Genomic DNA, 12,951 nt, shown 5'->3' with positions numbered 1-12,951 from the left:
ATGGCCACGGGCCGTCGGGGGCTCACCCTTGCGCCGACTCCCCCATCCGCAGCCGCTCGACCGTTACCGTCCGCCGCGGCGGCGGGCCGCCGGCGGGCCGGCGAACTCCTGGACTCGGCGCGGCACGAGGTCCTCGTCCTGCAACCCCAGGGGTTCGAGGCTCCCCCGCCGCCGGATCGCCGCGGCGTCAGCACGCGCGTCGTGCTGGCGTACGGCCTCCCCCTGTACCTCGCCATCGTGGACCGGGAGGTCGCGGCCCTGGCCTGGGAACCGCGCCTGACGGACTGGACCCGCGTCGACGCGCCCGCCGGCGCGGTCGCCTCGCTGCTCGCCATCTTCGAGCGGTACTGGCGCGACGCCGCCGAGGACACCGGGGAGGACGCGGTCCTCGCCCCCGTCCACCTGCACGTGCTGCGGCTCCTCGCGACCGGGATGGCCGACAAGGAGATCGCCGCGAGCCTCGGCAGCTCCACCCGGACCGTGCAGCGCCACGTGACGACGATCATGAACGTGCTCCGCGTCCGGAGCCGGCTCGAGCTGGGCTTCGTCTGGCGCACGATGTCCGGCCGGACGGCGCCCGAGCGGTCCGCCGCCGGCTGGACCGTGCACGGCCGCCCCACCGCCGGGCGCACCCTGGACGAACGGGCAGGCCCATCGGGCAGGGCGATCGTGCGGGCCCGGACGGGCGGCCCATCCGTCCGCCCGTAGGCGTGCCCGTTCCGGCGTTACGGAGGCGCCCTCGTCCCGCCGAAGATGAACACCCCACCGGACACGGCGACTTCACGCCCCTCGGGCGGAGACAGGGCGAATGGCACACGATTCCCGCGGCTCCCATGCCGGACCGATCCGCATCGGCACCGTGATCATGCATCATCCCCGGCGCGCGGAGCGGCTGCGCGCGCTCACCGCGTCGTTCGGCGCGCTCCGGCCGCGGATCGTGCGCGATCCCGACCCGGACGCCGCGCCGAGCCCGCTCCGCACCGCCAAACGGGCATGGGCGGCGATCGACGACGACTCCACGCACCACCTGGTGCTGCAGGACGACGTCGTGCCCGCCCCGGGATTCGCCCGGCACCTGCACGAGGTCGTCGCCGCGCATCCGGACCACGGCATCGCCATGTACTCCCACTGGAACAGCCCGCACAACTCCTACCTCTCGCGCCGGGGGGCCGTGGCGGGCACGGCGTGCGTCCCGCTCTCCGCGACGGAGTGGACGCCCACCCAGGGGCTCGTCCTGCCCGTGGCCGCGGCGCGGCGGCTCGCCGCCCACCTGGCCGGCGTCCCCGACGAGGCGCAGGACGACGACGAGCAGGTGGTGGTCTTCTGCCGCCGGGAGGGCGTCCCCGTCGTGGCCACCGTGCCGCACCTGCTCGACCACGGCCACGATCCGACGATCGTCGGCCACCACGGCCGCCTGCACTCGACGGTCTTCGCCCCCCGCGCGGCCGTCCCCGACGGGCACTGGTCCACCGCCGGACGCCTCGAACCCGGCCCGTACGCCGTCGAGCTGCTGGACTCCCGCTGCGGCGTCCGGCTCATGGACCGCGAGCCCGTCGAGCACAAGTTCGGCTGGTACTGGTACGACGCCTGCGCGCTCACCGGCCGGGACCCGGAGGCGGTGCTCGCCGAGGCGGCGCCGCGCATGGGCCGGCTGCCCGGCCGGCTCGTCCGCCCGGCGACCGAGGTGTGGGCGGCCGGGTTCCTGCTCGGCGCTGACGTGGCGTCCGCCGGCGCGCCGCCACCGGGCGGCGGCCCCCTGACCCGGACGGCGGTCGAGACCTGGGTCGACTCGGGGCTGTCCGAGGACGACCACGCCATGGCCGGGCGGGCGGGCCGGACGGCGCTCGCCGACCTCGGAGTCGCGGCGGTGCGCGCGGGGCTGGTCGCGGCGCGCGGCGGCCTCGCGGCGATCGGAGGCCGCCATGCGGGCTGACCTCGACCGCCACGTCCGGGCGATGGCCGTCCGGGAGGCGGAGTGCGCGCTGCTGCCCCCGCCGTTCGCGCCCACGGACGCGGACGCTCCGGCGGTACGGGTCGACCTGGTCGGCTGCCCCGTGTGCGGCGCCGCCGGCGCGTCCCGCCCGTGGCCGCACCCGTTCCGCGAGACCGGCGCGGACCTGCCCTCCCTCGCCCTGCCCTCCCTCTCCATGCTCGCCTGCGAGTCGCTCACGGCGCGGGCGGTCCTGCCGATCGCGGCGGCCGTCCAGCGCCTCCCGGAGCTGCGCGCCGCGTCCTTCGCGACCCGCGCGGTCACCTGGCTGGGCCTCACCGGGCTGCCTCCGGCCGACGCGCTGGCCCGGGTGGACGCGGCGGAGCGGTGGGCGCTCGGCGAGGACCCGGCAGCCCCGCCGGGCCCGCCCGTGCCGCGGACCCTGCCCGCCTCCACCCGCCCCCACCGGCCGGAGGCCGGCTGGGAGCGGCACCGCGCCTCCCTCCGGCCGCGGTTCCTGACCCCGCATCCAACGCTGCCGTCCGCGCTCGAAGAGCGCTACGAGGCGGAGCGCCGATCCGCGCTGCTCCGCCGGTACAGGGGAACGACATGACCACGACCACCACACGGCGGATCGCGTTCCACGGAGACGGAGGCGGCACGGCGCCCTGCACCGTCGGGCAGTGGGACTTCTGGCGCAAGATGCGCCGGCCGGGCGAGCCGTCCTTCGCCGACACGACCTCGGGCGGGCTGCTGCCCGAGGGACTCGCCCTGGACGAGGTCCTGGACGGGCTCCGCCTGCTGATCGAACGCCACCAGTCGCTCCGCACCCTCTTCCACGGCGACGACCACGTCCTGAACCAGGAGGTCCTGGCGGAGGGCGAACTGACGGTCTGGCTCGTCCGCGTCGACGCGGTCGACGACCTGCACGCCTTCGCCGGCGACTGGCGGCCCCAGCCGCCGGGGGCGCAGCACGACCCGGCGGCAGAACTGCCGTTCGCCGCCCGGATCGTCCTCCTCCACAACCGGCCGGTGGTCTTCCAGCTGTGGATGTCGCACCTCGCCGCCGACTTCCTCAGCGGGCAGGTGGCGGCGGCCGAGTTCGTGCGGCTCCTGCAAGGCGGGCTCACCGGCGTCCCGCGCGCCGTCCAGCCGGCGGAGAAGGCCGTCCGCGAGCGCTCGCCGCGGGGGCGGCGCGCGCTGGAGCAGGCGCTCGACCACTGGCGCCGGGAGCTGGCCGCCGCGCCGCCCACGATGTTCCCCGCGCCGCCCGGCCCGCCCGCGACCCCGCGCTTCTGGCGCGGCGGGCTCCGGTCGCGGGCGGTGCCGCTCGCGCTGGACGCCGTCGCCGCCCGGCACCGCGTGGGGACGACGCACGTCCTGCTGGCCGCGGCGACGGTGCTCCTCGGCCTGCACACCGGCCGCGACCGGTGCGCCGTCCGGCTCATGGCCGGCAACCGCGCGGGCAAGGACCTCCACAACGCCGTGGGCAACCTCGCCCAGGAGACGATCTCCGTCATCGGGCTCGGCGGGGAGACGTTCGGGGACGTGGTGCGCGAGGCGTGGAAGGCCTCCTTCCGCGCGCAGCGGCACGGCCAGTTCGACGCCGACCTGGCGGCCCGGCTGGTCGCCGGATCGGGTGTCGACCTGAGCGTCGCCTTCAACGATCTGTGGACGCCGACCCGCACCCGCCTTCCCGGCCCGCCCGCGCCCCCCGGGGAGTCGTCGTTCGCCTGGGAGCGGCGCGTCGAGCGGGCGAGCGTCACCTTCTTCCTGGAGGTGTTCAGGGTCGTGGAGGATCCGCACGCCGTCCGGCTCAGCCTCCTGGCCGACACCGCCCACTTCCCGCCACCGGTCATCCCGGCCTTCCTGTCCGGCATCGAGAACCTCCTCGCCGAGCTGGCGGACCGGGATCTGCCGCTGAGCGAGATCGCGCCGGTGCGGCCGGCGCCCCGTCCCGTCCCGGCCTCGTGAACGACGGCCTCGCAGGAGAAAGGCGCACCATGCCGACGGCACGCATCACCGACCTGGCGTTCACGGCACCGCCCCCGGTCAAGATGGACGAGTTCGCCGCCCTGTTCGCCGGCGACCCGGGCGGCGACATCGTCGCGCGGGTCATCGGCAACTCCGAGATCGGCGCCAAGGGCATGGCCGTGAACCCCTTCGTGGAGGATCCGCGCGAGTGGGGCACCGGCCGGCGGATGGACCGCGGCCTCGCCGACGCCCGCGCCCTGGCCGCCGAGGCGGTCCGCCGCGCGCTCGACCGCGCCGGGCTGCGTCCCGGCGAGGTCGGGCTGCTCGCGACCTCGACCACCACGACGCACTCCGCGCCCGGGCTGGACGGGCTGCTGGACGACCTCGGGATGCCGCCCGGCACCGAGGCGCTGTCGCTCGGCCCCATGGGCTGCTACGCCGCGCTCCCCGCGCTGTCCGCCTGCCGGAACTGGGTGGAGGTGCACCGCAGGCCGGCCGTCCTGGTGTGCGTGGACCTCTTCTCGCCCCACCTCCAGCCGCCGCCGTACGACAAGGAGGGCGCCGTCGTCCTGACGCTCTTCGGCGACGGCGCGGCGGCGGTCGTCCTGCGGCCGGGCCGGCCGGGCCTGCCCGGGCTGGACATCATCGACACCGAGGTGCTCACCGCGCCCCGGTTCGCCCAGGACCTGCAGGTCCACGTCGGCGACCGCGGCCTGCACATCCGGCTCGCGCCGACCATGCCGGACGTCGTGGCGTCGTCGGTGCCCGCCCCCGTCGACGCGCTCCTCGCGCGCAACGGGCTCGGCCGCGGCGACCTGGCGTGGTGGGCGCTCCACCCCGGCGGCCGCCGCATCATCGACCGCGTCGAGGAGGAGCTGCGGCTGCCCGCCGATTCGGTCGGCGTGTCGCGCGCGGTGATGCGCGAGCATGGGAACACCGCCGGACCCGCGGTCCTCGCCGTCCTCGAACGGCTCCAGCAGGCCGCACCGCTCGAACCCGGACACCATGCCATGGCGCTGGCCTTCGGCCCGGGCGCCACCCTCTGGGCGATGCTCCTGCGCGGCGCCCGCTAGCAGCCCGTCCCGTTCCCCAGTGGAGGCCCTCATGCTCGACGTCATCGGAGTCGGTTTCGGACGCACCGGCACGCTCTCCCTCAAGGCGGCCCTGGAGCAGCTCGGTTTCGGCCCCTGCCACCACATGCTGGGCCTGCTGGACCGCCCCGGCGAGATCCCGCTCTGGGAGAAGGCGGCCGCGGGCCGGGCGGACTGGGAGAAGGTCTACGACGGGTACCGCTCGTCCGTCGACTGGCCGGGCGCGGCGTTCTGGCGCGAACTCGTCGCCCGGAACCCGGAGTCCAAGGTCATCCTGACCGTCCGCGATCCGGCCTCGTGGTACCGGAGCGCCCACGGCAGCATCTACCGGTCGGTCACCGCCCCCGACGACGGCCGCGATCCGGTGTTCACCCGGCTGCGCGCCCTGTCCCTCGACATCGTCTGGGACGGCGTCTTCGGCGGCGGGTTCGCCGACCGGGACCACGCGGTCGCGGTGTTCGAGCGGCACATCGATGAGGTCCGCCGCGAGGTGCCGGCCGGCCGGCTGCTGGAGTTCCACGTCGGCCAGGGCTGGGAGCCCCTCTGCGGCTTCCTCGGGGTCCCCGTCCCGGGCGGAGACTTCCCGCACCACAACGACGGCGCGCAATTCGCCGCCACGCTGGAGCGGCGCAAGGAGCACTGAGATGGCCCGCCGGCCGCCGGACGCGGTGCTCCCCTGGCGGCACTGGTCGGACACGACCCTCGACCTGGTGATCACGGCGGTCGTCACGACCGGGACGCTGGTCCCCGTGCTGCTCCCGAGGCCGCACGGGGCCGCCGTCGCCGCGGCGCTGCTGGCCTCGGTGCCGGTGTTCTGGCGCCGCCGGTCCACCATCCCGGCCGGCTTCGTCGTCGCGGCCGCCACGACCTGGCTGAGCGCGGAGAACGACCTGCCCCCGCTCCCGCTCGGGGCCCTGGTGCTCACCTACACGCTCGCGGCCCAGCCGTCCCCCGCCAGGCGCCTGGCCGGAGTGGCGGTCGGCGGGGTCCTGCTGCTGGTCTCGCTGATCTTGCCGGGCGAGGAGCTGATCGACTCCGGGTACATCGGGATGTTCTTCGCGACCGCGTACGCCCTCGGCACCGGCGGCAGGGCGCGCCGGGCCCGGATCGGCGTGCTGGAGGAGCGCGCCCGCAGGCTGGAGGAGGAGCGGGCCGCGGCCGCCGCCAGGGAGCGCACCAGGATCGCCCGCGACATGCACGACGTCGTCACGCACTCGGTGGGGCTGATGGTCGTCCAGGCCGAGTCCGGCGCGCTGCTGGTGGACCGGTCGCCGGAGAAGGCCGTGGAGGCGTTCGACGCCATCGCCGACCGGGGCCGCGACGCCATCGCGCAGCTGCGCTTCGTCCTGGACGCGCTCCGCTCCGACGACCCGCCGCCCGCCCGCCGGGCCCAGCCCGGCCTGCCCGCCGTCCCGGACCTGGTCGCGGCCGCCCGGCACGCGGGCGTCGAGGTGGCCCTCGTCACCGAGGGCGAGGCGCGGGAGCCCCGGTCGGAGGTGGGCGTCGCCGCGTACCGCATCGTCCAGGAGGCGCTGACGAACGTGCTGCGGCACGCCCGGGCGGAGCACGCCGCGGTGACCGTCCGGTGGGAGGAGGACCGGCTGTCGGTGGAGGTCCGCGACGACGGCCGGGGGCCCGCGCCGGCCGGCGGCGGGAGCGGGCACGGGCTCGTCGGGATGCGCGAGCGCGTCGCGGCGTGCGGAGGTACGCTCCGGATCGGACCCGAGAGCGGCCGGAGGGGATTCGTCGTCCATGCCACGTTCCCGATCTGAGGACGCGGGCGCCGGTCCCGGCGGAGCGCCGGCCGGTCCGCCCCTGCGCGTGCTGATCGCCGACGACCAGGACCTCTTCCGCGCCGGGTTCGGGATGATCCTGGACGCCCAGGACGACATCGAGGTCGTCGGCGAGGTCGGGGACGGGGCGGCGGCCGTGCGGGCGGCGCGCGAGCTGCGGCCCTGCGTCGTGCTGATGGACATCCGCATGCCGGAGCTGGACGGCGTCGAGGCGACCGCCCGGATCTGCGCGCAGACGCGGGCGAAGGTGCTCGTGCTGACGATGTTCGACCTCGACGAGTACGTCTACGACGCGCTGCGCGCGGGCGCGAGCGGCTTCCTGCTGAAGGACATCAGGCGCGACCAGCTGGTGGAGAGCGTGCGGATCGTCGCCGCCGGGGAGGCGCTGCTCGCGCCCACCGTGACCCGGCGGCTGATCGGCACCCTGGTGGGCAATGGGCACGCCGTCCCGCGGCTCGCCGCCCGGCTCGGCGACCTCACCGGGCGGGAGACCGAGATACTCGCCATGATCGCGCGGGGGCTGTCCAACTCCGAGATCGGCGCGGAGCTGTACCTCAGCGCGAACACCGTCAAGACGCACGTCGGGAACCTGCTGTCCAAACTCGGGCTCCGCGACCGCGCCCAGGCCGTCGTGTTCGCCTACGAATCCGGCCTGGTCGTCGCGGGCGGCGGCTGACCCGCGGCGCGGCCGGCGCGCGGCCGGGTCACCCTGCGCGGCGAGAACGGATTCACCCCGGCCGGTGATCCGCGGACGCCGGTCCGGCGGCGAGCATCGGGAGCGTCCCGCCGACCGAGGAGCGTTCTCGTGATCCGTCACGTCTCCGGAGCCGCCCGCCGGCACCCGGTGAGCGTCATCGTCCTGTGGCTGGCCGTCACCGCGGTCGCCTTCACCGCCGGCAACGGCGTGTTCACCCGCCTCACCACGACGGTGGGCACGACCCCTGGCAGCCAGTCCGACCGGACGGCCGCCCGGCTCGACCGGGCCGGGCTGAACCCCCCGTCCCTCACCGCCGTCGTGTCCGGCCGGCCCGCCGGCGACCCCGGATTCCGCCGCTCCGTCCAGCGGGCGCTCGCCGAGATCCGAGGTCACCCGGAGGTGACCGGTGTCGAGGACCCGTTCGGCGAGCGGGCGCCGAAGGCCCGGAGCGGCGAGTCCGTGCTGATCGGCGTCGGCCTCGCGCCCGGCACCCCGAAACGGGTGGAGCACCGGATCAGCGCCCGGCTCAAGCGGATCGACGCGCCCCGCGTCGTCGTGGCGGGCGACGCGCTGACCGACGCCGAGTTCACCGAGCAGGCGCAGGCCGACACGCGCAAGGCGGAGATCATCGCCGCGCCGCTGCTGCTGGTCCTGCTGCTCCTGGTGTTCGGCGCGCTGCTCGCCGCCGCGCTGCCGCTGGTCATCGCGGTGATCGGGGTGTCCTGCACGTTCGGAGTCCTGCTGGTGATGAGCCTGGTGACGGACGTGTCGGTGTCCGCGATCCAGGTGACCACGATGCTCAGCATCGGCCTGGCCGCGGACTACTCGCTGCTGTTCGTCCAGCGCTACCGCGAGGAACGGGCGGGCGGCGGGGACGCCGGCGCCGCGCTCGAAGGCAGCTGCCTCAGCGCCGGCCGCACGATCGTGTTCTCCGGCCTGACCGTCTCGGTCTCGCTGCTCGGCATGCTCCTGTTCAAGGACCCGTTCCTGCGGTCGCTGGGCGTGGCGGGGGCGAGCGTCGTCCTCATCGACATGCTCGCCGCGGTGACGCTGCTTCCGGCGCTGCTCGCGCTGGTCGGGCACCGCATCAAGCCGGCGAAGGCCAAGCCGCGCCACGGCCGCGTGCTGGCCGCGGTCGCCCGGACCGTCCAGCGCGCCCCCCTGCCGACCCTGCTGGCGGTGGGAGCGGCGTTCGCGGTCATGGCGGCTCCCGTGTTCGGGATGCGGCTGGTCACCGCGGACCCGCATTCGCTGCCGGCGTCCACCCAGACGCGGCAGCTGCAGGACGCGATCGCCGCCGACTTCCCCGCCGCCGCCAAGCCCGCCGCCATCGCGGTCGTCACGTCCCTGCCGCCGGACGACCCGGCACTGGCCGCGCTCGGCGGGCGGATCGCCGAAGTGCCCGGCGTCGCGGCGGTGCGTCCAGGGCCGTCGCGCGGCGGCCTCACCGTGGTGAACGCGATACCGGAGCAGGCGACCAACAGCGCCCGGACCCGCCATGCCGTGGAGGCGATCCGGGCCATGGACGACCCGCGGATCCAGGGCGTCACCGGGGACGCGGCCCGCCTCGCCGACTACCGGGACGCGCTGGCGGAGCGCGCGCCGATCGCCGCGGGCGCGGTGATGCTGGTGACGTTCCTGCTGCTGTTCGCCTTCACCGGTTCGGTGCTGCTGCCGTTCAAGGCCGTCCTGACGAACGTGCTCAGCGTCGGCGCCGCGCTCGGCATCGTCGTCTGGGTCTTCCAGGACGGCCATTTCGTCTCGGCCTTCGGCCTGCCGCAACTCGCCGGCATCGACCTCACCGTCCCGGTGATCACGGCGGCGATCGCGTTCGGCCTCTCCACCGACTACGAGGTGTTCCTGCTGTCGCGGGCGCGGGAGGCATGGCTCGACGGCGGCGACCCCCGCCGGGCGGTGGCCGCCGGCCTGCGGCGCAGCGGCCGGGTCATCCTGGCCGCCGCCCTGCTGATCGGGGTGGCCTTCGCCGGGTTCCTGCCCGCCGGGTTCGCCCCGGTGAAGGAGATCGGGCTCGGCCTGCTGCTGGCCATCGCGCTGGACGCCCTCGCCATGCGGATGCTGCTGGTCCCGGCGGCGATGACCCTGCTGGGCAGGGCGGCCTGGTGGGCTCCGGGCCCGCTGCGCCGGCTGCACCGCCGCGTGGAGATCACCGAGGCGCCGGCCGCCCCCGGCCTCGCGTCGCAGCGGACCTGATCAGGCGGACACGGCGTCCTGGCCGGCCGGGGACGCGGCGCCGGGGTCGGCTTCGCCGCGGGCGTACTCGGCGGCGAAGGCGTCGCGGCCGAGGAGCGTCCGGACGCGGGCGGCGACGCGGTCGACATCGCCGCGTTCGGCGGTCGGCAGCGGCGCGCCGGCCGAAGCGCGCAGGGCGGCGGCCGCGCCCAGCAGCCGGGCCGCCGGACGCGCGTCGCCCGCGAGCGACCGTGCCCCGGCGAGTCCTTCGAGGGCGAGCGCGACGGCGCGCGGGTCGGCGATCCGGCGGGCGGCGGCGAGCCCGTCGCGGTGCCGGGCGAGCGCCTCGTCCGCGTCCCCGCGCTGCTCGGCGGCGAAGCCGAGTTCGGCGAGGACGAGCGCGAGCCCCGGCTCCCCGTCGACCGTCCGGATCCAGTCGAGCCACGGCAGCAGCCGCGCCTCGGCCGCGTCGAGGTCGCCGCGCCGCCGGGCGGACAGGGCGAGGCCCACCGCCGCGAAGTGCTCGGCGACCTTGTTCGACTGGTCGGCGGCCAGCTTCAGCGCGCGGTGGTGCCGGTCGTCGGCCGCGGCGTGGTCGCCGGTGAGGAGGGAGATCCGGCCGAGGCCGGACAGCCGGAACGACGCCTCCGCCCAGAGCCCGAGCTCCTCGGCCATCCGCAGGCCCTCCTCGTGCAGCCCGGCGGCCCGGTCGTAGTCTCCGGCGATCTCGGCCAGCTCCGCGAGCGTGTTGGTCGCCTTCAGCCGCCCCCAGCGGTCCCCGAGGCCGCGGAAGAGCGCCTCGCTCTCCTCGGCGTCGCGCCTCGCCGCGTCGAGCCGGGCGCGCGCACGGTGCACGGTCGCCCGGACGCTCAGCGCCGCGGCCGTCCCCCAGGGCTCGCCGAGCTCGCGGAACTCCGCCAGCGCCCGGTGGACCAGGTCACCGGTCACTTCGAGGTCGCCGAAGCCGCGGTGGGCGAAGGCGAGGAACCAGCGCGCCCAGGCCCGCGCGCCCGGATCGGCGATGCCCTCGTGCGACGCCGGCGCCTCCGCGGCCGCCCCGGTGTCGGTGAGCAGCACGAAACCGGCCCGCCAGACCGCCGCCTTCGCGCGCGCCTCCGGCGGCCCGCCCTCGGCGCCCAGCGCCAGATCGAGCGACCGCAGTGCCTCGGTCAGCCGTCCGCGCAGGTACCAGTGCCAGGCCAGCGCGTCGACCAGGCGCAGCGCGTCCGCCGCGAGACCGAGGCGGGCGGCGTCCTCCAGGGCGGCGCGCTGGTTGGCCGCCTCGGCGTCCAGGAGCTCCAGCCACCTCCGCTGGTCGTGCCCGTAGAGGTGCGGCTCGGCGCACGCGGCGAGCGCGACGTGGTGCCGGACGAACCGGGCACGGATCTCCGCGGACTCGCCCGCCTCGTCCAGCCGCTCCGCGCAGTACGCCTTGACCGACTCCAGCAGCCGGTAGCGGGGGCCGCCGCCGCTCCCGTCCGCCCGCACGACGAGCGACCGGTCGACGAGCCGCGCCAGGACGTCGAGGACGTCGAGCCCGTCCTCGGCGCACACCTCCTCGGCGGCCCGCAGCGTGCAGCCGTCCGCGTGCACCGCGAGCCGCCGCAGGACGGCGCGCTCGTCCCCGGCCAGCGGCTCCCACGACCAGTCGATCATCGCGCGGAGCGTCCGCTGGCGGGCGGGGGCGTCCCGGTTCCCCGAGGTCAGCAGGCGGAACCGGTCGTCGAGCCGGTCCGCGAGCCCGGCCACGCCGAGCGCCCGGACGCGGGTGGCGGCCAGCTCCACGGCGAGCGGGATCCCGTCGAGCCGGCGGCAGACGGCGGCGATCGTCGCCGTGTCGTCCGGCCCCGGCGCGAACCCGGGCGCGGCGGCGGCCGCCCGCGCGGTGAACAGCCGGACGGCGTCGGCCTCGCCGAGCGGCGGCACCGGCCACAGCCGCTCGCCCGACAGCGCCAGCGACTCCCGGCTCGTGGCGAGCACGCACACCCCGGGCGCGGCCCGCAGCAGGGCCGCGACCTGCACGGCCACCTGGTCGACCACGTGCTCGCAGTTGTCGAGGACGAGCAGGAGCCGCCGCGCGGCGAGCGCGCCCGCGAGCAGCTCCACGGGCGTCCGGCGGGCGGTCGCGGCGGCGGGGGCGTCGTCGTCCCGGACGCCGAGCACCATCGCGATCGCGTCGGCCGGGGTCGCGCCGGAGGCCCGGTCGAGCCCGGACAGCTCCACCAGCCACACGCCGTCCGGGAACCGCCCGTCCGCGTCCGCGCCGGTCAGGGCCCGCGCGGTCGCCAGGGCGAGGCGCGTCTTGCCGACGCCGCCCGGGCCGGTCAGGGTGACGAGGCGCGATCCGTCCAGGAGCGCGCGGACCTCCGACACCGCGGCGTCGCGTCCGACGAGGTCGCTCAGCGGCGCGGGGAGGTTGGTGGGGATCTCCCGCGGGGGCGCCGCGGCGGCGCGCACGGCCGTTCGCGGCGCGTCCAGCAGCGGGTCCTGCGTGAGGATCGCCTGGTGCAGCGCGGCCAGTTCGGGGCTCGGGTCGACGCCGAGCTCCTCCGCCAGCCGGTGCCGCAGATCCTCGAACCCGGCCAGCGCCTCGCTCTGCCGCCCCGCCCGGTAGAGGGCGCGCAGGTGCGCGGCCCGCAGCCGCTCGCGCAGCGGATGCCGCTCCACCGCCTCGCTCAGCTCGCCCGCCAGCGCGGCGTGCTCGCCCAGCTCCAGCCGCACCTCCGCGTACTCCTCCTGGACGGCGAGCCGTTCGTCCTCCAGGCGCGCGGCGTCCGGACGGGCGAACTCCTCGTCGGCGAAGTCGGCGTACGCCGGTCCCCTCCACAGCGCCAGCGCGCCGGCCAGCGAGGCGGCGCGGGCGCGCGGGTCTTCGGTGGCGCGGGCCCGTCCGGCGAGTGCGCGGAACCGGTCGCCGTCCACCGCCTCCGGCGCGGCGCGCAGCAGGTAGCCGGGCGCCTGCGACACCAGCAGCCCGCGCCCGCCCGGCTCCGCGGCGTCCAGCGCGCGGCGCAGCTGCGACACGCGCGTCTGGAGGGTGCCGACGGGGTTGCGCGGCAGCCGCGCCGTCCCGCCGCCCCACAGGTCGTCGACCAGCTGATCGACGGAGACGGGGCGGCCCCGATGGACCAGCAGATCCGCCAGCAGCGCCCGGGTCTTCAGCTCCGGGACGCGCACCGCCGCCCCCTCGTCCGTCCACACGGCGAGCGGACCGAGCACCCCGAAACGCATGCCCCGAAGGCTACCGACAGCCGACCCGCAGAAGATCCAAAGCGC

The 12,951-nt window shown here is 76.6% G+C and carries 10 protein-coding genes; 9 read left to right on the top strand and 1 reads right to left on the bottom strand.

Going from position 1 to position 12,951, the window contains the following annotated elements:
- The 9 genes from ACGFI1_RS37200 to ACGFI1_RS37160 all read left to right on the top strand — a co-directional run bounded on the left by ACGFI1_RS37200 (position 1) and on the right by ACGFI1_RS37160 (position 9,696).
- Positions 1–708 carry a helix-turn-helix transcriptional regulator gene (locus tag ACGFI1_RS37200; RefSeq protein WP_386876409.1) on the top strand — a complete coding sequence of 236 codons (708 nt, stop codon included), beginning with the start codon at positions 1–3 and terminating at the stop codon, positions 706–708.
- A gap of 100 nt (positions 709–808) precedes the next feature.
- Positions 809–1,933 carry a hypothetical protein gene (locus ACGFI1_RS37195; protein ID WP_392792254.1) on the top strand — a complete coding sequence of 375 codons (1,125 nt, stop codon included), beginning with the start codon at positions 809–811 and terminating at the stop codon, positions 1,931–1,933.
- Complete coding sequence (locus ACGFI1_RS37190) at positions 1,923–2,543, top strand: hypothetical protein (RefSeq protein ID WP_392792252.1); 621 nt, start codon at positions 1,923–1,925, stop codon at positions 2,541–2,543. Before ACGFI1_RS37195 ends, ACGFI1_RS37190 begins: the two co-directional genes overlap by 11 nt.
- Positions 2,540–3,904, top strand: coding sequence for a condensation domain-containing protein (locus ACGFI1_RS37185; RefSeq protein WP_392792249.1), 1,365 nt, complete (start codon positions 2,540–2,542; stop codon positions 3,902–3,904). Before ACGFI1_RS37190 ends, ACGFI1_RS37185 begins: the two co-directional genes overlap by 4 nt.
- A gap of 29 nt (positions 3,905–3,933) precedes the next feature.
- The gene (locus ACGFI1_RS37180; RefSeq protein WP_392792246.1) at positions 3,934–4,977 is read left to right on the top strand and encodes a 3-oxoacyl-[acyl-carrier-protein] synthase III C-terminal domain-containing protein; all 1,044 of its coding nucleotides are present in this window, start codon (positions 3,934–3,936) and stop codon (positions 4,975–4,977) included.
- A 31-nt stretch (positions 4,978–5,008) separates the two neighbouring features.
- Positions 5,009–5,638: a sulfotransferase family protein gene (locus tag ACGFI1_RS37175; RefSeq protein WP_392792243.1), complete on the top strand. Its 630-nt coding sequence runs from the start codon at positions 5,009–5,011 to the stop codon at positions 5,636–5,638.
- Position 5,639: 1 nt separating this feature from the next.
- On the top strand, positions 5,640–6,767 hold the full coding sequence (locus ACGFI1_RS37170) for a sensor histidine kinase (RefSeq protein ID WP_386876420.1): 1,128 nt from the start codon (positions 5,640–5,642) through the stop codon (positions 6,765–6,767).
- Complete coding sequence (locus tag ACGFI1_RS37165; RefSeq protein ID WP_392741583.1) at positions 6,748–7,464, top strand: response regulator; 717 nt, start codon at positions 6,748–6,750, stop codon at positions 7,462–7,464. Before ACGFI1_RS37170 ends, ACGFI1_RS37165 begins: the two co-directional genes overlap by 20 nt.
- Before the next feature lie 129 nt (positions 7,465–7,593).
- Positions 7,594–9,696 carry an MMPL family transporter gene (locus ACGFI1_RS37160; RefSeq protein ID WP_392792239.1) on the top strand — a complete coding sequence of 701 codons (2,103 nt, stop codon included), beginning with the start codon at positions 7,594–7,596 and terminating at the stop codon, positions 9,694–9,696.
- On the opposite strand, the gene ACGFI1_RS37155 is transcribed toward ACGFI1_RS37160, so the two are convergent.
- Positions 9,697–12,906, bottom strand: coding sequence for a BTAD domain-containing putative transcriptional regulator (locus ACGFI1_RS37155; RefSeq protein WP_392792236.1), 3,210 nt, complete (start codon positions 12,904–12,906; stop codon positions 9,697–9,699). It abuts the gene before it with no gap.
- Between the last annotated feature and the right edge of the window lie 45 nt (positions 12,907–12,951).

This window comes from Actinomadura geliboluensis (assembly GCF_043197915.1).
GTDB lineage: Bacteria > Actinomycetota > Actinomycetes > Streptosporangiales > Streptosporangiaceae > Spirillospora > Spirillospora geliboluensis.
Note: the sequence above shows the minus strand (reverse complement) of the source record. Positions and strands in the feature narration are given on the sequence as shown.